Below are 23091 nucleotides of genomic sequence, written 5' to 3'. Positions count from 1 at the left end.
AGATGAGAATTATCAGAGTGGTGTGTACGCCGGACGGGATATGCAGAGAGCCGGGAGATATCATTGAGAAAGATTTTACACCGGATGAGTGCGTGGTGCTGACAGCGGAGCCGAAGGAGCATTACGTGACGCAGGGGGCCGGAGGCGTCAGGGAGGATACCGTCGCCGGAGGAGTTACTGCTGACGTAAGAGCTGTTAATGCGGGGGGAAGCACTGTCGTCGGGGGAGCAGCTGCCGATGGGGATGCTGTCTCCGGCAGTACTGTCGTTCCTGGAAACGGGGCAGCGGAAAATGATGAGCGCAAAGTCCAGGGCAGAAGGATTGCAGGCAGGCTGGAGACGGGAGCGGGAACTGAATATGCCTTCCCGGTGCAGGAGGCCTGTGTCATGACGCCGAAGAAGATTACACGGTACGCCATAGAGGGGAAAGCCCGGGTGGCAGTGAAGAAAACTGTGGACGGAGAGCGGACTGTGGTGGAAAATGCCAGGGAGATCCCGGTGGGAGAGGCCTGGGAGGGAAAGCTGACTTTTTCCATAGGAGAAAAGGAACATATTCTCGGGTTGGGACAGCACGAGGACGGCGTGGCAAATTACCGGGGCTGCAGGCAGTATCTCTATCAGAACAATATGCAGATTCCCATGCCGGTATTTCTCTCCACGGCAGGGTGGGCAATTCTGCTGGACGCAGACTGTCTGATGATTTATGAGGAGAGGGACAATCGGATTACCGTTACACTTGACGCTGTGGAACAAGTGGCATATTATGTAATTCAGGGAGATACCATGGCGGAACTGGTGGCGGGAATCCGTAAGATTACGGGGAAAGCGGCTATGCTGCCAAAATGGGCTTACGGCTATATCCAGTCCAGGGAGCGTTACTGCACCCAGGAAGAAATCAGGGAGGTGGCGGAGGAATTCGGCAAAAGGAAGATCCCTGTATCCTGCCTGGTACAGGACTGGCAGTATTGGGGTGAGGGAAAATGGGGAGACAAGCATCCGGATAAAGTGCGTTACCCTGATCTGAAAGCGTTGACCAACACGCTGCACGACCGGGGAATCAGCCTGATGGTTTCTGTATGGCCCAATATGAACAAGGGCGGTCAGGACAATCAGGAGATGATGGAGGCGGGCAAGCTGTATGCCAATCTGTCTACCTATGATGCCTTTGACGAGGAAGCCAGAGAGCTTTACTGGAAGCAGTGTGAGAGCGAGTTCTTCTCCGGAGGGACGGACGCCTGGTGGTGTGATTCCACGGAGCCCTTTACACCCGACTGGAACGGGGCGCAGAAGCGGACAGACCGGGAGAGGTATCAGATTTCAGCGGCAGAGCTGACCCGGTATATGGATGCCAGAAAGGCCAATGTCTATGCCCTCTACCATGCGAAGGGCATTCATGACAATCAGCGGAAGGCTGCCCCGGAAACGAGAGTGGTGAATCTGACCCGTTCCGGCTATCTGTCCTCTCAGAAGTACGGGACCATTCTCTGGTCCGGAGATATCGCCGCCACCTGGGACGTGCTGAAGCGGCAGATCGTGGAGGGCCTGCAGATGGCGGCCAGCGGGATTCCCTATTGGAATCTGGATATCGGAGCCTTTTTCGTGGGTAATCTGGAGTCCTGGAAGAGGTGGAGCAGTGCAAAGGAAGGCACCCAACCCTGGTTCTGGCATGGTGATTTCGAAGAGGGTGTGAAGGATAAGGGATACTGTGAGCTTTATGTGAGATGGCTGCAGTACGGCACTTTTCTGCCGGTGATGCGCTCTCATGGAACGGATACGCCCAGAGAACCCTGGCAGTTCGGGGAGGAAGGGGGACTGTATTATGACACAATTGTCAGATATATCCGCCTTCGCTATTATCTGCTGCCCTATTTCTACAGCCTGGCTTATCAGGTGTGGAGAGAGGACGCCATGACCATGCGGAGTCTGCTGTTCGACTACAGAGAAGAGGAAAAGGCCGCGGAGGCGGAGGATGAATTCCTCTTTGGTGATTTCCTGGTGTGTCCTGTCACTTTCCCGATGGAGTATGGGCCGGGAAGCGTGCCGCTCAGCGAGGAAAAGAAAAGGCCGGTGTATCTGCCTGCCGGCGATGGCTGGTATGATTACGAGACAAAGGAATATCTGGTCGGCGGCCGTGAGATTTCAGCCGCTGCGCCGGTGGAAAGGATGCCTCTGTATGTGAAAGCGGGCAGTATCCTTCCTGTGGACAGCAGGGAAACGGCAGATTTGTATCATGAGCAGCAGGGGGAAGAAGTGGAGCTTGAGATATACGCGGGAAAGGACGGGAGCTTTACCTGCTATCTGGACAGCGGCAATGGTTACGGCTATCAGCAGGGAGAATACGCCGCAGTCGGGCTGCAGTGGAAGGAGGAAAGCAGAGAGCTGACGCTGGGAGCCGCGGAAGGAGAGTACGCTTATCCCGTCAGGTGGAAGTATACTTTGTATACAGAGACAGGCAGCAGTAGTGGAGAGCTTGCGTATGCGGGGCAGGAGCTGACGGCAAAGCTGTAAACCGGAAGGAATGAGCCGGCCGGATATCTGGTTTGGCTTTGTGTTTATCATAAAAAAGGATTTTAAGAGTAACCCTTCATGCATTGGGGCGGCTTTACCCCCATGCATGGAGGGTTGCTGGGCATATCAGAGCAAAGGGAGGAATACGCATAAAGCGTATAGATTATTATGTTTACGAATAAACAGTTAAGGCGGCTGGTGATACCGCTGGTATTGGAACAGCTGCTCTCGGTGACTATAGGAATGGCGGATACCATGATGGTTGCCTCCTGCGGGGAGGCGGCGGTATCCGGCATCTCTCTGGTGGATACTATCAGTGTGCTTCTCATCGGAATGTTCGGTGCCATGGCTTCGGGAGGCGCCGTGACGGTGGCGCAGTATATCGGGAAAAAGGACAGGGAGAAGGTGGCAAGGGCTTCTAATCAGCTGTTCCTGTCAGTGGGGGCGCTGGCGCTTGTATTTATGGCGCTGGCGCTTATTGCAAATCGGCAGATTCTGAGTCTGATTTACGGAGACATTGACGGGGAAGTGATGGGCAATGCCAGGATTTATTTCTATTTTAATGCGGTCTCATTTCCGTTTCTGGGAATTTACAACAGTGGGGCGGCATTGTTCCGGGCAGTGGGAAATTCTAAGGTATCCATGCAGGTGTCTCTGTTTTCCAATCTGCTGAATGTGGCGGGAAACGCCCTGTTCATCTATGGATTTCAGATGGGTGTGTCGGGAGCGGCACTTTCCACTCTCATTTCCCGTTCCCTTTCGGCACTGGTGATCTGCTTTCTGCTCCTGCACAAAGGCGATGTGCCGGTAAGCCGGAAAATCGGGATTGACAAACCCATTCTGCACAAAATTTTATATATCGGAGTTCCCAACGGACTGGAGAACAGTATCTTCCAGGTGGGTAAGATTCTGGTATCCAGTCTCACAGCCAGCTTCGGGACAGCGGCCATCACCGCCAATGCCGTTACGGGAAATGTGGGGAATTTTCAGCTGATTCCGGCGGGAGCCGTGGGAGCCGCCATTATTACCGTTGTGGGACAATGTGTGGGCGCAGGAGAGTACAGGCAGGCGCGCCGGTATCTGTTCAGGCTGCTGCGGACAGCCTATTTCTTTGTGGCGGGTATCGGCGTCTTTCTGATTATTTTCAGAGAGCCAATCTGCGGCCTGTACCAACTCAGCCCGGAGACCACACAGCTGACGGGACTGCTGCTGGTTTATAATTGTATCTGCTGTATGCTGGTGCATCCCCTTTCTTTCGCGCTGCCCAACGGACTGCGGGCAGCCGGGGACGTGCGGTATACCATGGTCGTGGCGATTGCTTCCATGTGGGTCTGCAGAATCGGTCTGGCCTATCTGCTGGCAAAGGGACTGAATCTGGGGGTACTGGGTGTATATATCGCAATGACCGTGGACTGGCTGGTGAGAGGCATCTGCTTTGTGACGCGGGTTCTCACAGGAAAGTGGGAGAAATATATGGGGGTGCTGACGAAGGAAGAGACTTGACGATAAGGCTCTCTATGGATACAATAAGTCCTGTAAGCAGAAGGCATTCAGACAGGTCAGCGGTTCCTGTCTATGAGATATAATCGGCGGAAGGGAGAATGAGGCAGTGGAGGAAAGAAACATAAAAAGTCAGAATAAATGGTGGAAGAGCGCCGTGATTTATCAGATTTATCCCCGCAGTTTTGCGGACAGCAACGGGGATGGCATCGGCGATTTGCAGGGGATTATCTCGAAACTGGACTATCTGGAGAATCTGGGGATAGACGCTGTCTGGCTGTCACCGGTGTGCAGGTCTCCGCAGGATGACAATGGTTATGACATTTCTGATTATCAGGATATTGATCCCATGTTCGGGACCCTGGCAGATATGGAGACACTGATTGAGGAAGCGGGAAAGCATCATATCCGCATTATTATGGATTTGGTTCTGAACCATTCCTCGGACGAGCACCGTTGGTTTCAGGAGGCGAAAAAGAGCAGGGATAATCCATATCATGATTATTACGTCTGGAGAGACGGAACGGAAGGGACCTTTCCCAATGATATGCGCGCCGCATTCGGAGGACCGGCCTGGGAATGGGTGCCGGAGCTGGGGCAGTATTATTTTCATCAGTTTTCTGTAAAGCAGCCGGATTTAAACTGGGAGAATCCGAAGCTCCGCCGGGAAATCTATGACATGATCAACTGGTGGATAGGAAAAGGTGTGGGCGGCTTCCGGCTGGATGTAATCGACCAGATTGCGAAGGAACCGGATAAGCGGATTACGGGCAACGGTCCCAGGCTTCATGAATTCCTGCGGGAGCTGAGCAGAGAAACCTTTCAGAAGGCGGATCTGGTTACTGTGGGAGAGGCATGGGGGGCAGACACGGAGCTTGCAAAGCTGTACAGCAATCCGGACAACAGTGAACTGTCCATGGTATTCCAGTTTGAGCATATCTGTCTGGACCAGGAGGCGGGAAAGGAGAAATGGGATTTGGCGCCGTTGCCTTTTCTGAAGCTGAAGGAGGTGTTCGAGCGCTGGCAGACACAGCTGTATGGAAAGGGATGGAACAGCCTCTTCTGGAACAATCATGATCTGCCCAGAATTGTCTCCCGGTGGGGGAATGACAGAAAATACAGGGTGGAGTCTGCGAAAATGCTGGCGATTCTGCTGCATGGGCTGCAGGGGACACCATATATCTACCAGGGCGAAGAACTGGGGATGACCAATGTCCGCTATGAGATGGAAGACTATCGGGATATTGAAACCCTGAATCTATATCGGGAGCGACTGGAAAAGGGATATACAGAAGCGGAAATCATGCGTTCTATTTATGCGAAGAGCCGGGATAACGCCAGGACTCCCATGCAATGGAATGATGGAGAAAACGCGGGATTTACTGTGGGAAAACCCTGGATAAAAGTGAATCCCAATTACAGGGAAATCAATGCGGCCGGACAGATTTCAGATGCGAATTCTGTCTTTGGCTGTTACCGGGAACTGATTCGTCTCCGGAAGAAGTATCCCGTATATGCAGAAGGGGAATTCCGGATGCTGTGCAGGGAAGATGAAAACGTATTCGCCTATCTCAGAGAGGATGAGGAGTATCAGCTTCTTGTCATCTGCAATTTCCATGACGGCACAGTGCAGAACCCTCTGGGAGAGCCGGACGCAGGGATGAAGCTGCTGGTGGGGAATTATCCGGAAGCCTGCCGGGGAGCTGTTTTGCGCCCTTATGAAGCCGGAATGTACCTGCTGGACAAAAGGCGATGAAAGACGAGAAGATGAGACAGTACAATCATCTGATAGAGAAGAACTTTCAGAAGATGCTGTTTACAGTGGATGGACAGTGAGAGAAAGCCAGATTATCATATAAAAGCTGCCATACCGTGAGTATCCAATCACCGGTACGGCAGCTTTTTAAGCGGAGTCGGCGGGATTCGAACCCGCGTGCCCCGGAGGGCTAACGCATTTCGAGTGCGTTACTGTCAATGGACTTTACTGGAATTTATTTGATTTTAGCGGGTTTTGATGGAAGTTAATAATGGCTGAAAATATAGGTAAATCAAGGGCTTGCGGCGTGAAAGCCGCATAAATACGGGAAATATTCGAACCCATTGAAATCTGCCCGAAAAGGACTCAAAAATCGGAAAAAAGAGAGAACTTGGGGAGAACGGAGAACTGGGGAGAGAACTACTGCACCAATCTTATGCTGTTGACCAGAATACTGCGAAGAGGTGCATGGAATGATTACAGAGAAATATTGCAGGGAGATTTTGGAACAATATCCCGAATACATAACCAAAGACCAGATGTACCGCATCTGTCATATCAGCAAAAAGACCTGCCTGTTCCTTTTGGAGAGCGGGCTTGTGCCAAACATAGACAGCGGGAAAAAGACACGGCGGTTTAAAATCAAGACAAAGGATGTCATTCAATATTTGCATGACAGGGACGATTACCCAGAGCTGTATAAAGCTCCAGATGGATTCTATATGAGGGATGGATGCAAGAAAGCTCCGTCTCTTGAAGATGTATTTACAAAAGAGGATTTAACCAGTATGTGGCAATATTATGAGATGCTGCTGAAAGACTATCCCGATGTGCTGAATGTCAGGCAGGTGGCGCAATTTACGGGCTATGGAGAAAGCTCTGTTACCAAATGGTGCAGCAAACAGGACTTAAAGAACTTTTTTATACGGCAAAAATTTCAGATTCCCAAAGAGTATCTTTTAGATTTTCTTGTGAGCAGATATTTTATTGGGATTGCTGTCAAATCGGAAAAGCACAAGATGTTCAATGAGCAGCTTAAAAAACTGCATGGGGAATTGCCCGAAAGTCGAATTCTATAAAAACGAGGGCTTCAGCCCTGCTTATCTCTGGAGGATGAGCGGGGCTGTTGTTTTTTGAAGTTTGTGCTGCTTTTGCATTGTGAGATGGGGAAAAATGAACTATAATAGTATTCAGATAACGAAAATTGAAAGGCAGTGTCTGCTAGGGCATATGTGGATAATTCTACCATTGCAAGAGTGGTTAAAGGGCTGACCGAAAAGAACTATAAGTGGATTTTCATAAATGTGTTGTGAAAGGGGAATTTGTAGGTGAATCAGAACTTTTATAATGAAATAAGGAATATATTGCTTGCTGCAAGAAGCAAGGTCTACCAAACTGCTAATTTTGCAATGGTGGAAGCATATTGGAATATTGGTAAATCCATTATAGAAGAGCAGGGCGGTAATGAAAAGGCAGAATATGGCGCAGGACTGCTGAAAGAACTTTCCAAGCAGATGACGCATGATTTTGGGAAAGGTTTTACGGTTACTAATTTAAAATATATGCGGCAATTTTATTTAACTTTTCCAAATGGTCACGCACTGCGTGACGAATTGAGTTGGACGCATTATAGGCTTTTGATGAAAGTAGAAAACGATAATGCGAGGGAATTTTATATGCAGGAAGCAGTAAAATCCGGGTGGAGTACCAGACAACTTGAACGTCAGATAAATACTTTTTTCTATGAAAGGCTGTTATCCAGTAAAAATAAAGAAAAGGTTGCTGCTGAGATTCAGACATCAGAAGCGGCGAAAACACCCGAAGATATTATACGTGACCCTTATGTACTTGAATTTCTTGGGCTGAATCCGAATGATGATTTTTATGAGAGTGATTTGGAACAGGCTTTAATTACCCATTTGCAGAAGTTTCTGTTAGAACTTGGCAGAGGATTTTCCTTTGTCGCCAGACAGAAGAGAATCACCTTTGATGGACGCCATTTCTGGATTGACCTTGTATTCTATAACTATATCTTGAAGTGTTTTGTACTGATTGATTTAAAAGTCGGAGACTTAACCCATCAAGATTTAGGACAGATGCAGATGTATGTTCATTATTATGAGCGGGAGCTGATGAATGAGGGAGATAATCCGCCGATTGGCATTGTGTTATGTGCAGACAAGAGCGAATCGGTGGTTAAATATACTTTGCCAGAGAATGAGACACAGATTTTTGCATCAAAGTATAAATTGTATTTGCCGAGTGAGGAAGAATTGCTGCAAGAGTTAAGACGGGAGTATCGGGCGTTGGAGGATGAGAAGTTTGAGAAAACAGAAAGTACGAAATTAGAATAACCCAATAAATAAATGGTTAAAAAGTTTTTGTGTGTTAAGGGAGAGGAATGTTCGTATGCTAAATATGCCGATTACAGTGCAATTTATATGTTCGGTAGCATCTTTAAATTTTGCTCGGTACTTTGTATACTGAATTTTTTCCTACAGAAGCCCCAAATTAAAACTTATTTAAGAACAATATTTTTACTTTTTTTTTCTTTACTTGCAATAATGCTTTCTTTTTATTTTCAATTTCAAACGCACGCAAAAGTATTAGAACAAAAGGCTTATTACGTTGAAAAGGAGTTAGTTTTAGATGACCCTTCAGTAACGACTGATTTTAATGCATATCAAACAGCTATAAAAAAAGTAGAAAATGAATTAAGGTATATTGATAACAAAATTTTTTATGATTCATTTCATATCCATATTGAATTTTTAGAATGAAATTCAGTTTATAGAGAGTTAAAATGTCTAAGGCACATCTTTATAGAGCCGCTTATTCTTAATCCCCTTTAAGAGTAAGTGGCTTTTTTGCGTCCTGCATTCTCTGGTACGGTTACATAGCCGCCTTGACAAAGCGGCTAAATCTATGCGAAAGGAGGACGCACCTTACGGTTTTCCCTACCGAAAGCCCCTCGGCTAAATCTATTTCTGGAGGTGATTTTATTTGAATGGGAAGTAACCGCTACGTTCAGTTTGACCCCGCCGTGATTGAGCAGGCATGGCAAATCGACCTGCTCTCCTACCTGCAACTGTATGAGCCGAGCAACCTAAAGCGTGTGGCAGACAATGTCTACTGCACAAGGGAACACGACAGCTTGAAGATTTCCAACGGCAAATGGTACTGGTGGTCACGGGGCTTCGGCGGCTTCTCCGTCCTCGACTATCTGATGAAAGTGCGTGAGCTTGGCTTTGTGGAAGCCGTGCAGACCCTTACGGGGGACATGGGCGACTGGAAGCCGCCGCCCCCTGCCGTGAAAAAGGACGAGCCGAAAGTGATTTTGTCAAGATGATTTTGTCAAGATTAGTTGACACATTTTTCTCAAGGATTTTGTACCCTATGCTGCCTCTTTCAAGGAATCATAGTATTGCTGTCGTTTGACCATCGGAGGAAGCCCGTCATTAGCAGAGCATATTCTCCGGTTATTCCAGTAGCTGATAAAATATCTCCAGATGATAGTCCTGAGTTCATCCGTGGTCAGGAGAGAACTGAGGATATACTCCCCAAAAAACGGCGGAATGAAAAAAGCCCACAAGCGGCAAACCCGCTTGTGGACGTAAGCGTCTGGCGGAGAGTGTGGGATTCGAACCCACGTGCCCAGTAAAGGACAACTGCATTTCGAGTGCAGCTCGTTATGACCGCTTCGATAACTCTCCGTGTCATATCTGCAACATCAGCCCCAAAAAGACCTCTGGAAAAAGGAGAGAACTGATGGAGAGAACTAAAGTAATTTCAGTTGTAAATAATACCGCAAAAGCCCCGAAAAATCAAGGGCTTCTGGAGAAGTACTTCCAAAGCGGTCACTCGTTTTCGAGTGCAGCTCGTTATGACCGCTTCGATACGACTCCTTTTTGGTACGGCATTTCTGCCACTTCCCTATTTTATAGCATCTGAAATTTTTTTGCAAGAGTCAGAGACGATTTTTTCCAGAAAGGTTGCAAATTTATCCGGAAAAGGGTAATATTTTAGATGAAGTGTGAAAAAGTAAATATGTGATACAGATATCGGCAGGCACATAATTAAGAAGAAAAAGGAGGATCAGTACATGAAAAGAATCGGAATGCTCACCAGCGGAGGAGACTGTCAGGCCCTGAACGCAGCCATGAGAGGCGTGGTAAAAACGCTGTACAACAGCAAAGAGCAGGTGGAAATCTACGGATTCCTGAACGGCTATAAAGGTTTGATTTACAGCAAGTTTCAGATGCTCACAGGCAAGGATTTCTCAGGTATCCTGACCAAAGGCGGCACAATTCTCGGAACTTCCCGTACTCCGTTCAAGACCATTCAGGATCCCGATGAGAACGGCCTGAATAAGGTGGAGGCCATGAAGCAGAACTATTACAAGCTGCAGCTGGACTGCCTTGTGATTCTGGGGGGCAACGGCACACACAAGACGGCGAACCTGCTGAGCAAGGAGGGACTGAACGTCATTACGCTGCCCAAGACCATTGACAATGATCTCTGGGGCACGGATATGACCTTCGGCTTCCAGAGTGCTGTGGATATCGCAACAGACGCCATTGACTATATTCATACCACCGCGGCTTCCCACCGGAGAGTGTTCATTGTGGAAGTGATGGGGCACAAGGTGGGCTGGCTGACCCTGAATGCAGGTATGGCCAGCGGAGCGGACATCATACTGATTCCTGAAATCCCCTATGATCTGGATAAGGTGATTGACAAAATTGAGGAGAGGGATCAGAGGGGAAGCGGCTTTACCATCATTGCTGTGGCAGAGGGCGCAATCTCCAAAAAGGACGCAAAGCTTTCCAAGAAAGAATATAAGAAGAAACTGGAGAAAATGCCGCATCCTTCCGTTTCCTATGAACTGGCAGCCGCCATTCAGGAGAAGACAGGCAGAGAAGTGCGTGTCACTGTGCCCGGGCACATGCAGAGAGGCGGAAGTCCCTGCCCTTATGACCGTGTATTTGCCAGCCGTCTGGGGGCAGAGGCAGGCAAGCTGATTCTGGACAATCAGTATGGTTTTATGGTAGGCTATAAAAACCGTGAAATGGTCCGCGTGCCGCTGGAGGATGTGGCGGGCAAGCTGAAATCTATTTCTCCGGACGCAAGTATCGTGAAGGAGGCGAAGCTGCTGGGGATTAGCTTCGGAGATTAAAGAGACAGATTTCAGAGAGAGGAAAAGAAAATGTCATACACGGCGTTGTACCGGAAGTTTCGTCCGGACACCTTCGCAGATGTGAAGGGGCAGGATCATATTGTTACTACTTTGAAAAATCAGCTCCGGGCGAATCGTATCGGTCATGCCTATCTGTTTACCGGAACCAGAGGAACGGGCAAAACCACTGTGGCGAAAATTTTTGCCAGGACAGTGAACTGTGAGAATCCGGAGCCGGAGGGACCCTGCGGGGAGTGCCGTATCTGCCGGGCTATTGCCGCAGGGGCCAGTATGAATGTGATTGAGATTGACGCTGCATCCAATAACGGCGTGGATAATATCCGTGAGATTGTGGAAGAGGTTTCCTATTCTCCGGCGGAAGGCAAATATAAGGTTTATATTATAGACGAGGTGCATATGCTTTCCACAGGAGCGTTCAACGCGCTGCTGAAGACGCTGGAGGAGCCGCCCTCCTATGTGATATTTATCCTGGCTACCACAGAGGTACACAGACTTCCCATCACCATACTCTCCCGCTGCCAGAGATATGATTTCAAGCGAATTTCCATAGAGACAATCACAGGCCGTCTGCAGGATCTGACGGAGCAGGAAGAGGTTCAGGCGGAAGAAAAGGCTCTGAGGTATATCGCCAAAACTGCGGATGGTTCCATGAGAGATGCGCTGAGCCTGCTGGACCAGTGTATTGCCTTTCACCTGGGACATGAGCTGACCTACGATAAGGTTCTGGATGTGCTGGGAGCGGTGGATACGGAGGTGTTCAGCCGTCTTCTGCGGAACGTGCTGGAGCGGGATGTGAAAGGCTGTGTGCAGCTGCTGGAAGAGATCGTGATGCAGGGCCGGGAACTGACACAATTTGTGACGGATTTCACCTGGTATCTGCGCAATCTGATGCTGGTGCAGACTTCCGATAATCTGGAGGAAGTCATTGATATGTCCACGGAGAATCTGGCCCGGCTGAAGGAAGAATCCGGAATGGCGGATATAGACAGAATTATCCGTTTCATCAGAATCTTCTCGGAGCTGTCGGGACAGATCCGCCTGTCGGCTCAGAAGCGGATTCTGGTGGAAATCGCACTGATCAAGCTCTGCAGGCCGGAGATGGAAGTGAATCAGGATGCGGTTCTCGACCGTATCCGCCAGGTGGAGGAGAAGCTGGAGAACGGTGTTGTGACTGTGACGGCGGATGGAGGTGGCTCCGGAGCCGCCGGAAATGCCGGTACAGCGGGCGCTGGACCGAAACCGAAACCGGAGCTTCCGAAGGCCATTCCCGACGACATAAAGCAGATTGTGGCCAGGTGGCCGGCCATTGTGGGAAGCGCGGCGAATCCCATGCGGATTTATATGAAGTCTGCCAACTTAAGCCTGGGCGGTGACAATAAACTGATGATGGTACTGGAAGACGGCATGGCGTCGGATTATTTTATGCAGCATCCGGAAAATAAGGTACAGCTGGAGGCACTGCTGTCCGACTTTTCCGGAAAGGAGATAGAAGTAAATATTCAGACAGTCAGCGGCCAGCGGGAATTTGAGGAGAATTACGTGGACATCTCCAAAGTGGTCCGGATGGAAATTGAGGAAGAAGACAGTTAATTATATTGCGGAACTGGAATCAGCAGTCTGCGCCGAAGATGCACAGATACGCTTACGGACGCAAGGGTTTGCGGCCGGAATCGTATCTGTACAGGTGCATCGAGAAGCAGCTGCGGAACTGGAATCAGCAGTCTGCGTCGAAGATGCACAGATACGCTTACGGACGCAAGGGTTTGCGGCCGGAATCGTATCTGCACAGGTGCATCGAGAGGCAGCTGCGGAACTGAGATGGAGGATTTTAACATGGCAAAACGAGGAGGCTTTCCCGGCGGTGCTATGCCCGGAAATATGGCCAATCTGATGAAGCAGGCACAGAGAATGCAGCGTCAGATGGAGGAAGGGCAGAAGGAGCTGGAGATCAAAGAATTTACCGCGGCGGCCGGCGGTGGTGCGGTGGAAGCGACGGTGAGCGGGAAAAAGGAGATTCTCAAACTGACGCTGTCGGAGGAAGTTGTGGACCCGGAAGATATCGAGATGCTTCAGGATTTGATTGTGGCAGCTGTCAATGAAGCGCTGCGCAAGGCGGATGAAGCCAGCACTGCTCTCATGGGCAAGATGACAGGCGGACTGGGAGGCATGCCCTTCTGATGGAGCTGTACAGCGGATATATTAATAAATTGATAGAGGAGCTGGCGGCTCTTCCGGGAATCGGCAGCAAATCGGCGCAGAGACTTGCGTTTCATCTGATTAATATGCCCCGGGACAAGGTGCAGCGGCTGGCGGATGCCATTGTGACGGCAAAGGAAAATGTCCGTTACTGCCGGGAGTGTTATACCCTCACCGACAGAGAGGTATGTCCCGTGTGTGCCAGCCAGAAGCGCAATCATGGGCAGATTATGGTGGTGGAAAATACCAGAGACCTGGCAGCTTATGAGAAAACAGGCAGATACGAAGGTGTATACCATGTGCTGCACGGGGCAATTTCTCCTATGCTGGGAATCGGTCCTGGTGACATCCGGCTGAAGGAGCTGATGGAACGGCTCCAGGGAGAGGTGGAGGAAGTCATCATTGCCACCAATTCCAGCCTGGAAGGGGAGACCACAGCCATGTACATCGCAAAGCTCATCAAGCCGACGGGTATCCGTGTGACAAGAATTGCCAGCGGCGTCCCGGTGGGCGGCGATCTGGAATACATTGATGAAGTGACGCTTCTTCGTGCACTGGAAGGACGCGTGGAACTATAAAAAATGCTGCGGAACTAAAAACAGCAATATTCCGAAAGATGCACAGATACAATTACGGACGCGTGCTCTTGCGGCCGGAAGTGTATCTATACAGGTGCATCGAGAGGCAGCTGCGGAACTAAAACAGCAGTCTGCCACGAAGATGCACAGATACAATTACGGACGCGTGCCTTTGCGGCCGGAAGTGTATCTATACAGGTGCATCGAGAGGCAGCTGCGGAACTATAATAAGGAGAAAATATTATGGCAATTTCAACAATCTCTTTCGGAAGGCATCCGGAAGGAAAAGAAGTCCTGTTGTACACCATTTCCAACAAAAACGGTATGCAGGTGTCGCTGGCAAATGTGGGCGCGGCTATCGTCAGCGTGCGCGTCCCGGACAGGCAGGGAGTCATGGCTGATGTGGTATTGGGATATGACAGAGCGGAAGACTATATGAAGAACGGCAGTTTCTTCGGGGTGGTAATCGGCCCCAGCGCCAATAGAATAGGAAATGCGACTTTCTGTCTGGACGGCACCACTTATAAAGTAGATGCCAATGCAGGTGTGAATAATCTTCACAGCCATAAGGATAAGGGATGGCATAAGCGTTTCTGGGAGGCGCAGACCGGGGAGGACAGTGTCACATTTACGCTGGAAGACACCGCAGGTAATATGGGTTTCCCCGGGAATAAGAAAGTCAGTGTAACTTATTCGCTGGACGAGGAAAATGCACTGAAGATTCATTATCACGGCGTAAGTGATACAAGGACTATCCTGAATCTGACCAATCATTCCTACTTCAATCTGGAGGGACATGACAGCGGCAAAATTGTGGGGCATGAACTGCAGCTGGCGGCTTCCCGGTTTACGCCTGCAGATGCGGCTTCCATCCCCACAGGAGAGCTTGCGGAGGTTAAGGGAACGCCCATGGACTTTACCGTCTCTAAGAAGGTGGGAGAGGAAATCGGCGCCGATTTCGAGCAGTTAAAATTTGCAGGCGGATACGACCATAACTGGGTCATTGACGGATGGGATGGAACACTTCGCCATTTTGCCACATTGAAAGCACCCGAATCCGGAAGAGTGATGGAGGCCTACACGACTCTGCCCGGCGTGCAGTTCTATGCCGGCAATTCCATCACAGAGCAGACGGGTAAGAACGGAGCGGTTTATGGCCTGCGCCACGGACTGTGTCTGGAGACACAGTATTTTCCGGATTCAGTGAATAAGCCGCAGTTTCCGGACTGTATCTTCGGCGGAGACAGAGAATATGATTCCGTGACAGTGTATCGCTTCAGTACGATTTGAGAAGTACGGTTTAAAAGGTATGGCTGATTTTTAAGTTCCGCAAAGTTTGTCGAAGAGTTCTTTTCGGACCCCGACAAAGAATGCTAAAATGCCTCGCATACCGATGCTATTATTATTAAAAACGGTATGGGAGGTGTTTTTATATGGAATTACCAAAAAATGTTACACAAATCGGAGAGACAAATCCTCATTGTAAAATATATGTGGAAGATTATGTCATCTCATACATAAAACAGCTGAACCGGCATGCCGGTGACAAGAAGCTGGCGGTAGCATTATATGGTGTACGAAAGGAAGAGAGCGGAGTCGCTTACCTGTTTTTATATGGAGCATGCAAACTGAACTTTCTTCAGAGAGAATGCCGTCATCTGTCCCAGGCGGTTCAGCAGGAAGTGGAGAAGCAGCGGAAAAGATACTTTTCGGATTATGATTTTCTGGGCTATCGCCTGCTGGACGGAGAGATGGTGGAAGGCTTTCACATCTGTGAGCAGAGCGTGTGCAGATATATAGAAGGATATGCACAGTTCTATGAGAAAAATGACAGCATGCTTTCGTTTATGCTGGACGAGCGTCAGGGGGAAGCGCCGCCGGAAGAATTCGATAGAGCAAAATATGATGTAGTGAAAAAGCGTCAGGAAGAGAGACGGGCTTCCACGGAGAATAAGGGTGGACAGGTTGTCAGATACAGGAAACGGGAAGAACGAAGGAACACAGAGGGAGTTCCGAAGGCAAAACTGCGGAATATGCAGCTGACGGCGGCTGTTTCCTTTGTACTTCTGGGAGCGGTGGGACTTGCAATTATGACAAACGGCGAAAAAGCAGGTGAATGGCAGATGGCGGCCAGACAGTTCCTGGAGGGGATGACCGAAAAGCAATTGCCGGATGCGGTGGAGGTGGTCAACAATTCCGTACAGCCCGGTGTCATTGTGGCGGAGGACAAGCTCACAGATGCTATTCTGAAGGAAAATGCCGCGGCTGCTTCCGGGGAGTCGGAAGAGCAGCAGGGCGGAACACAGCCGTCGGGAACGGCGCCGGACGCGCAGACTCCTGCAGAAAATCAGCAGACTGCAGTGCCGGAAACGACTCCGCAGCCCACGGCGACACTGGAGCCGACACCCACTCCGACACCGGAGCCCGATAAACCTGCCGAACCCGAACCTACAAAAGCGCCGGTCCCGGAACCCACATCCTATACTGTGCAGAAGGGGGATACACTTATCGGTATCTGTATCAGAACGTACGGCAGTGATGCGAGGGTAGCTGAAATATGCTCTCTGAATAACATTAACAATCCGGATGATATTAAGGAGGGTGCGAGAATTTTACTACCGTAATTAACGGGAAGGCTTCAGGCATACTCTTCACTTTTACGGAGGAAGTACATGGCGGATATCAGAAGTTTCATAAAGGAAAAAGAAAAAAGGGAAAGAAACAGAGAAGAGTATAAGAAGAAAATAGCATTGCATAAGCTGGCATCTTTCTATAGAATTCTGGCAGTGATTTTTGTCCTGGTGGCTGTGGCTGTCTTTTTTATAGTACGATATAAGAGGCATGTCTATACAGATTACGACATTATTGCCTCCGTGCCAAGGGAAAATGTAAGCGGGGCCACAGATATTCGCCTGAACGACGCTTTCCTGACTTACAGCAAGGATGGCGTGCACTGTACGGATACAAGAGGAAATGTAAAGTGGAACCAGACCTATGAAATTCAGGATGTGAAGCTGTCTGTCAGCGGTAATACCGTTGCCATAGGGGATTATAACGGAAGAAGCATATACATAGCAGACTCGGAAAAACTTCTGGGAGAGATTACCACCACAATGCCAATCCGGGATGTGGCTGTCGCCGCCAACGGGGATGTGGCCGCAGTTCTTGCCGACGTGGATCTTACATGGCTGAACGTTTACGACAGTAATGGTAAACAGAAGAAAGAGGGAAGAACACATATGGATGATTCCGGGTATCCCATGTCACTGAGCTTTTCTCCGAACGGAGAGCTTCTCTGTGTAGCCTATGTGTATGTGGACGCAGGCGTGTTGAAAACGAATGTGGCTTTCTATGATTTCAGCCCGGTAGGAGATAATATCAGCGATTTTCTGGCCAGTACCTGGTCCTACACTGACCTTCTGGTGCCTTATGTACAATTTGTGAATGACACCACTGCGTTTGCGGTGGGGGACAGCAGACTGATGATATACGGCGGAGCTCATAAGCCGGCCCCGCTGGTGGAGCATCTGTTTGACAGGGAGGTGCGCTCCGTATTTCACAGCGACAGATATGTCGGACTTGTATTCAATGCGGATAACAATGAAAATCGATACCAGATAGATGTCTATGATACCCAGGATGCCACAGCCGGGGCGAAAAGCTTTTACTTTGACGTGGACTATACAGACATTTTCTTCAGCAGGGATACACTGACGATTTATAATGAGACAGAATGTCAGATATTTACCATGGACGGAACGGAGAAATACCATGGAAATTTCGCGAAGACAGTCCGGCTGATGCTTCCGGTGGGAAATGCCTATAAATATCTGCTGGTGACGGATGATACCATAGATACCATACAATTAAAATAGGAAAAGAAGGCGAAGGAGAAAGGAAGAAAACGAAATGGACGGAATAAGGATAAATATATTGCTTGTAATCGTTGTTGTTGCAGGTATCTTTAAACTGGTTGACGGCTATAAGAAAGGGATTGTGAAGGAAGTTGTCTCTCTGATTGCCATGCTGGTGCTTTGCCTGATCGCAGCACTGGCCGCTTACGGTGTGCACAGCTATCATGACGGGAAGGCCTTTAACGTCATTGTGGCAATCATCCTGTTCTGCCTGATTGTGGCTGCTCACCATCTGCTGGGACTGGTGCTTTTTCCTGCGAAACTTCTCTCAAAGCTGCCGGTCTTCCATCTGCTGGATAAGCTGCTGGGAGTAGTGTTCGGAGCATTTGAGGTGGTACTGGTGATCTGGACGCTTTACGCTTTTATTATGATGATGAATATGGGAGCCATCGGACAGCTGATTCTGTCATACACAGAAGAAAGCTCTGTCCTGCTGTGGCTTTACAGGCATAACTATCTGGCATATGGGATAGAACTCCTGCTGGAACAGTTCAGCTTTGTGCCGCTGGAACTGCTGATGTGAGGAATGGGTATGAAACGGGGACAGCAGCCCCGTTTTCTTTATATCTGATATAGTCTCTGGGAGCCATGTTCATATTCTGTGCAAAGACTCTGTTAAAGGTGCGAATGGAGGAAAAGCCGGAGGAGAAGGCGATCTCCGTAATATTACATCCCTGTTCCAGGAGAGTGCAGGCATGCTCGACGCGCAGACAGTTGATAAAATCTACAAAGCTGATTTTGATTCGCTCGTTAAATATATGGGAGATATAATATTTGTTCAAGTGCAGTTCTCTTGCAGCCTGTTCCAGGGTCAGGGGCTTCGTATAGTTCTCCGAACAATAGGCCAGCACATTCTTGACGCTGTCATGGTTCGCAGGACTGCCGGTCAGGTTCATCAGAGGAAGAAGCTCAGCCAAAAGAGCCAGCAGATATCCTTTTGCGGCAATTTTGTCGTAATAAGTGTCGGACTCATTCCGACTTCGGATGATCTCCAGATGGTCGTGCAGGGCCAACGGCAGCAGAGAACTCCTGATGATGGGGGAACACGGTATCTTCTTCTGAAAGATTTCTTTCAGATCCCTGCATACATCGGGGCTGAAAATGAACAGGTATCCCTTTACGGCAGAGCGGTCATGATAGGAATGAACCTGGTTGGGAAAGGACAGAAACAGATCCCCCTTTTCCATTAAGAAATTCTGATAGTCCACTGTTGCCAAGCAGGAGCCTTCTTCCATATAAATCAGCTCCAGATGGGAATGAATATGCGGGATGGGAGACAGCTTGCTGAATATTCCCGTTGCGAGAGGGATACTTCGATTTTCGATCTGATATAACATAGCACACCTTTCAAGACAGCAATAATTGGCCAGTTTTTTTCGCTCTGAGACTTTTATTATATTTTGGATTCGCTAAAATGTAAATAGAAGAATAGAAAAAGAATACGACAAAATAATAAGAGAAAGGATGTGCGGGAAATGAAAAAAGAAAAAATTGCATTGCAGGCGTATTCCGTCAGAGACCAGCTTCAGGAGGATTTTTTTGGCACCTTAAAGAAAATCAAAGAATATGGGTACAGCGGTGTTGAGTTTGCCGGACTCTATGGAAATGATCCTCTGGAAGTGAAAAAGGCCTGTGAGGAAATGGGGCTCATTCCTCTTTCGGCGCATGTGCCCTTTGCAGAGTTGATGGACAGGATGGAAGAGACCATTGACTGCTATAAAAAGCTGGGCGTGAAATATGTGGTGATTCCTTATCTGACACCGGAGTACCGGCCGGGTACTCCCGGCTTCCAGACTGTGATTGACGGTGCAAGGAAGATTGGGGAAGCCCTGGCCAGGGAAGGCATGGTGCTTCAATATCACAACCATGATTTTGAATTTGCCAGAATTGACGGAGAGTATGCGCTGGATATCCTGTACAGAGAGGTTGGACCGGAGCTTCTCCAGACGCAGCTTGACACCTGCTGGGTAAATGTGGGTGGAGTGAACCCTGCGGAATATGTGAAAAAATATGCGGGAAGAATTCCCACTGTGCATTTAAAAGATTTTGCAGGCAGCAAGTCCGAGAACATGTATGCACTGATAGGCATTGACGAGGATAAGAAGAAAGAGACGGAAGGGGACTTTGAGTTCAGACCTCTGGGCAAGGGGGTTCAGAATTTCCCGGCTATCGTGAAGGCTGCCGACGAAGGCGGCGCGGAATGGTTTATTGTGGAGCAGGATGCGCCCAGCATGGGATATACTTCTCTGGAATGCGCACAGATCAGCGCAAAGTATCTGCTGGAAAATATTGCGGAGTAACTTCCCGGCGAAAGGAAGCGGGGAAAGCCAGGAATAAAATTTAAGAAAGGACAGAAAAATGGCAGAAAATATACTGGATCGTTTTAAAGAGGTAACAAAGGAAACCGTAATCGATACTTCCAGGAAAGTCCGCGTCGGGATTATCGGAACCGGCTGGATTGCGGAAGCTCATATGAACAGTTACTTAAAGCAGCCGGATGTGGAAGTGGTCGCAGGCGCGGACCTGGTGGAAGGCAAGGCGGAGGCTTTCTTTGCGGGGTATGATGTGGATGTAAAGTGCTACAGAAGCCACAGAGAAATGCTGGATGACGAGTCTCTGCAGCTGGATGCAGTCAGTATCTGTACTTATAACAGAACCCATGCAGAGTGTGCCATTTATGCGCTGAATAAGGGCATCAGCGTATTGATTGAGAAGCCCATGTGTGTAACTCTGGAAGAAGCAATCGAAATCAGAAAAGCGGAAAAGGCCAGCGGAAAGGTTGTCTCAATCGGATTTCAGCCCAGATTTGATGAAAACATGAAAATGATCAAGAAAATCGTGGAATCCGGCGTGCTTGGCAAGATATACTACATTCAGACCGGCGGCGGGAGGAGACGCGGGATTCCCACACCTTTCGGCACCACCTTTATCGAAGACAGGACAGCGGGCATCGGCGCACTGGGAGATATCGGATGCTATTCCCTGGATATGGTATTGAATGCAATTGGATACCCGAAGCCGCTTACCGTCTCCGGATATAAATCAAATTTCTTCGGAACGCGTCCGGATTACTGTGATTATGCAGCCAAAGGCAAACCGGAATATGCGCAGAAGTTCCAGGTGGATGATTTTGCGGCAGCGTTTGTACGCCTGGAAGGAGATATCATTCTCGACTTCCGGATTGCGTGGGCCATGAATATGGACACACCGGGAGATACCATTATTCTGGGTACGGAAGCCGGTCTCAGAATTCCTTCTACCGAGTGCTGGAACGGAAGCGTGGGCGGCGCCATGAAGCTGTATCATGAAGTGTGCGGGCAGCAGACGGAGACCGAGATTCCCATCATTAAGACAAAAGAGGATCCCTTTGATCTGAAGGTACGCTCTTTCCTGGATGCCGTAAAGAACGGCACGGAAGCACCGGTGCCTACCTCTCAGATTATTTATAACCAGGCAATCCTGGACGGAATTTTTAAATCAGCGGAGGCGGGAAGAGAAATCGAAATTCAGATTCCGGAGTGCTGATTCTGACAGAATGGATTTGAAATTTTAGAAGGCACAGAGAATGTCCTCCTTTAGATAAATCCCGGGAACTTTTCCGGGATTTTTTCGTCTATAAAACTAAAGATGCAGAAAAAGGAAATATTCGGAGGGAAGGGACATGAGAAAATGGACGATTATATCAGTACTGCTGGCGGGAGTGATGCTGTGCGGGTGTGCAGATACAGGAAATTCTGAGCAATCTGCCGGGAGCGGTCAAGGGACGAAGTCTGTGGAGTCACAGGAGGACAATGGGCCGGAGGCGGGAGCCATATCCGGGGCAGAAAGCGGGGGAGGACAGTCAGGGGATGTGTCGGAGCCGGATTCCCCTGAAAAGCAGAATGAAAATTCCACCAGAGAAGCAGTACAGGGAGGACCTTACGGCAGGCTTTCACTGTCTCTGCCGGAGGGATGGTGCTATGAAGAGTATCCCATGGACAGTGAGGAGCTGAGAGGCGGCAAATATGGAATCCTGTTTTATCCGGAGGGAGCCGGCGAAGGCTTCATAGAGGTATGCTATGCGGGACGGTTCGGCGTCTGCGGAACAGGATTACAGTCGGAGAACAGAACGATTGCAGGCAAAAGTGCCAATGTCGGAACCTATGACAATAAGAATCATTGGGATTTTATTATTTTTCAGGAGGAATACGAGGGAGTCGTCGCGCTGAATTCCTCAGAGGATGGCTGGTGGAAAGAATACGGTGCCCAGGTTTACGATATCCTGGACACATTATCTTTTGAGCCGGAGGTGAGAGAGGGCGGCGCCTGTGTGGACAGCGAGCAGTCGGAACTGACGGAGATCGGGTTGCATCTTTCCTTGAAAAATGTATCCGCAACCGGTGCAACTCTTGTGTGGAACCATTATGACCCGGAAGCTGCCACAGGAGAATTGCAGTGTGGGGATGATTTTGTCCTGCAGCAAATGGAGAATGGGCAGTGGGAGGAAGTTCCTGTTGTGGTGGAAGGCAATTATGGCTTCCATGCCATTGCGTACCCGATTTCGGCAGGAGAGACAAAAGAACAGCAGCTGAACTGGGAATGGCTGTATGGACAGCTGGCTCCGGGGGAGTACCGGATAGGAAAGGGCGTAGGTGACTTCCGGGCAAGCGGAGACTTCGATGAATACACGATTTATGCGCAGTTTATTTTGAATTAAGGATGATGAAATAATTTTGGAAAATTTTTTGGAAATTTTTGAAAAAAATCGTTGACAAGGCATGAAACATGTGATATCCTATCAAAGTTGCCGATGACGACAACGGTGAGACAGGAAGGAGGAAAGCTCCTGAATGTCAGAGATGAACCTTGACAAATAAACAGTAATGCGACCCTGAAAATTCCACGAAAAAGGCAGAGGAGACTCAGCCTGAAGCGACCAAAGCAGAGCGGGAATCAAAGCGGAACCAACCCGGGAAGTCCTGGGGAGAGGAGGCTTAGAGGAAAGCAAAGCGGAGGGAGAGGAATTTCAGAGAAGAACAAAGAACTCAACCAAAAACAGTAAACCAGAAAACAAAACTGGAAGCCAGAAGGAACTGGCAGGAAGAACTTGAAGTGAGAGATAAAACATGAGAGTTTGATCCTGGCTCAGGATGAACGCTGGCGGCGTGCCTAACACATGCAAGTCGAACGGGCACGGTTTGAAACCTAGTGATAACCGTGCTAGTGGCGGACGGGTGAGTAACGCGTGGGCAACCTGCCCCATACCGGGGGATACCAGCCGGAAACGGCTGCTAATACCGCATAAGCGCACAGTAACGCATGATACAGTGTGAAAAACTCCGGTGGTATGGGATGGACCCGCGTCCGATTAGCCAGTTGGCGGGGTAGAGGCCCACCAAAGCGACGATCGGTAGCCGGCCTGAGAGGGCGGACGGCCACATTGGGACTGAGACACGGCCCAAAC

Annotated in this window: 20 protein-coding genes, 1 tRNA gene, 1 rRNA gene and 1 pseudogene; 20 read left to right on the top strand and 3 right to left on the bottom strand. The window is 49.2% G+C overall.

Features of this window, described 5'->3' with window-relative positions; all coding sequences use genetic code 11:
* Nucleotides 1-2 precede the first annotated feature (2 nt).
* The 6 genes from NSB25_RS07080 (at nt 3) to NSB25_RS07055 (ending at nt 9112) form a co-directional block, all read left to right on the top strand.
* A complete protein-coding gene (locus NSB25_RS07080) occupies nt 3-2507 on the top strand; it encodes a glycoside hydrolase family 31 protein (RefSeq protein ID WP_103238742.1) in 2505 nt (834 codons plus the stop codon).
* 168 nt (nt 2508-2675) lie between these two features.
* A complete protein-coding gene (locus NSB25_RS07075) occupies nt 2676-4010 on the top strand; it encodes an MATE family efflux transporter (protein WP_103238741.1) in 1335 nt (444 codons plus the stop codon).
* A 121-nt stretch (nt 4011-4131) separates the two neighbouring features.
* Nucleotides 4132-5763, top strand: coding sequence for a glycoside hydrolase family 13 protein (locus NSB25_RS07070; protein WP_103238894.1), 1632 nt, complete (start codon nt 4132-4134; stop codon nt 5761-5763).
* Between the two features lie 473 nt (nt 5764-6236).
* Nucleotides 6237-6842, top strand: coding sequence for a MerR family transcriptional regulator (locus tag NSB25_RS07065; protein ID WP_103238740.1), 606 nt, complete (start codon nt 6237-6239; stop codon nt 6840-6842).
* 249 nt (nt 6843-7091) lie between these two features.
* On the top strand, nt 7092-8117 hold the full coding sequence (locus NSB25_RS07060) for a PDDEXK nuclease domain-containing protein (RefSeq protein WP_103238739.1): 1026 nt from the start codon (nt 7092-7094) through the stop codon (nt 8115-8117).
* A gap of 653 nt (nt 8118-8770) precedes the next feature.
* On the top strand, nt 8771-9112 hold the full coding sequence (locus NSB25_RS07055) for a hypothetical protein (RefSeq protein WP_330406068.1): 342 nt from the start codon (nt 8771-8773) through the stop codon (nt 9110-9112).
* A 45-nt stretch (nt 9113-9157) separates the two neighbouring features.
* Here NSB25_RS07055 and NSB25_RS29645 read toward each other — a convergent pair.
* Together NSB25_RS29645 and NSB25_RS07045 are read right to left on the bottom strand one after the other, a co-directional pair.
* Nucleotides 9158-9301 (bottom strand): annotated as a pseudogene (locus NSB25_RS29645) (IS3 family transposase); the annotation flags it as partial.
* 84 nt (nt 9302-9385) lie between these two features.
* Nucleotides 9386-9476, bottom strand: a tRNA-Ser gene (locus tag NSB25_RS07045).
* 55 nt (nt 9477-9531) lie between these two features.
* Here NSB25_RS07045 and NSB25_RS07040 point away from each other — a divergent pair.
* The 10 genes from NSB25_RS07040 (at nt 9532) to NSB25_RS06995 (ending at nt 18171) form a co-directional block, all read left to right on the top strand.
* Nucleotides 9532-9714 (top strand): hypothetical protein, encoded by a 183-nt coding sequence (locus NSB25_RS07040; RefSeq protein WP_103238737.1) that lies wholly within the window; start codon nt 9532-9534, stop codon nt 9712-9714.
* Nucleotides 9715-9865: 151 nt separating this feature from the next.
* Nucleotides 9866-10939: a 6-phosphofructokinase gene (locus tag NSB25_RS07035; RefSeq protein WP_103238736.1), complete on the top strand. Its 1074-nt coding sequence runs from the start codon at nt 9866-9868 to the stop codon at nt 10937-10939.
* A gap of 30 nt (nt 10940-10969) precedes the next feature.
* Nucleotides 10970-12550, top strand: a complete 1581-nt coding sequence (dnaX, locus tag NSB25_RS07030; RefSeq protein ID WP_103238735.1) for a DNA polymerase III subunit gamma/tau — start codon at nt 10970-10972, stop codon at nt 12548-12550.
* 5 nt (nt 12551-12555) lie between these two features.
* A complete protein-coding gene (locus tag NSB25_RS07025; protein ID WP_103238734.1) occupies nt 12556-12777 on the top strand; it encodes a hypothetical protein in 222 nt (73 codons plus the stop codon).
* A 16-nt stretch (nt 12778-12793) separates the two neighbouring features.
* Entirely contained in the window at nt 12794-13138 is a 345-nt protein-coding gene (locus NSB25_RS07020) for a YbaB/EbfC family nucleoid-associated protein (protein WP_103238893.1), read from the top strand.
* Nucleotides 13138-13734, top strand: a complete 597-nt coding sequence (gene recR, locus NSB25_RS07015) for a recombination mediator RecR (protein WP_103238733.1) — start codon at nt 13138-13140, stop codon at nt 13732-13734. Before NSB25_RS07020 ends, recR begins: the two co-directional genes overlap by 1 nt.
* A gap of 243 nt (nt 13735-13977) precedes the next feature.
* Nucleotides 13978-15024 carry an aldose epimerase family protein gene (locus NSB25_RS07010; protein ID WP_103238732.1) on the top strand — a complete coding sequence of 349 codons (1047 nt, stop codon included), beginning with the start codon at nt 13978-13980 and terminating at the stop codon, nt 15022-15024.
* 143 nt (nt 15025-15167) lie between these two features.
* Nucleotides 15168-16358, top strand: a complete 1191-nt coding sequence (locus tag NSB25_RS07005; protein ID WP_103238731.1) for a LysM peptidoglycan-binding domain-containing protein — start codon at nt 15168-15170, stop codon at nt 16356-16358.
* Between the two features lie 48 nt (nt 16359-16406).
* Nucleotides 16407-17609 carry a DUF5711 family protein gene (locus NSB25_RS07000; RefSeq protein ID WP_103238730.1) on the top strand — a complete coding sequence of 401 codons (1203 nt, stop codon included), beginning with the start codon at nt 16407-16409 and terminating at the stop codon, nt 17607-17609.
* Between the two features lie 34 nt (nt 17610-17643).
* The gene (locus NSB25_RS06995) at nt 17644-18171 is read left to right on the top strand and encodes a CvpA family protein (RefSeq protein WP_103238729.1); all 528 of its coding nucleotides are present in this window, start codon (nt 17644-17646) and stop codon (nt 18169-18171) included.
* Here the strand turns inward: NSB25_RS06995 and NSB25_RS06990 are convergent.
* On the bottom strand, nt 18140-18985 hold the full coding sequence (locus NSB25_RS06990; RefSeq protein WP_103238728.1) for an AraC family transcriptional regulator: 846 nt from the start codon (nt 18983-18985) through the stop codon (nt 18140-18142). The two genes, NSB25_RS06995 and NSB25_RS06990, sit on opposite strands and share 32 nt — an antisense overlap.
* 138 nt (nt 18986-19123) lie before the next feature.
* Here NSB25_RS06990 and NSB25_RS06985 point away from each other — a divergent pair, with 138 nt between their 5' ends.
* The 4 genes from NSB25_RS06985 to NSB25_RS06970 all read left to right on the top strand — a co-directional run.
* Complete coding sequence (locus NSB25_RS06985; protein WP_103238727.1) at nt 19124-19948, top strand: sugar phosphate isomerase/epimerase family protein; 825 nt, start codon at nt 19124-19126, stop codon at nt 19946-19948.
* Nucleotides 19949-20006: 58 nt separating this feature from the next.
* On the top strand, nt 20007-21173 hold the full coding sequence (locus tag NSB25_RS06980; RefSeq protein WP_103238726.1) for a Gfo/Idh/MocA family protein: 1167 nt from the start codon (nt 20007-20009) through the stop codon (nt 21171-21173).
* A 136-nt stretch (nt 21174-21309) separates the two neighbouring features.
* A complete protein-coding gene (locus NSB25_RS06975; protein ID WP_103238725.1) occupies nt 21310-22344 on the top strand; it encodes an immunoglobulin-like domain-containing protein in 1035 nt (344 codons plus the stop codon).
* Between the two features lie 405 nt (nt 22345-22749).
* A 16S ribosomal RNA gene (locus NSB25_RS06970) occupies nt 22750-23091 on the top strand; the annotation flags it as partial.

This window comes from Acetatifactor muris (genome assembly GCF_024623325.1).
In the GTDB taxonomy this organism is placed as follows: domain Bacteria; phylum Bacillota; class Clostridia; order Lachnospirales; family Lachnospiraceae; genus Acetatifactor; species Acetatifactor muris.
The sequence above is the reverse complement of the archived record's forward strand: the minus strand, read 5'-3'. Positions and strand labels throughout refer to the sequence as shown.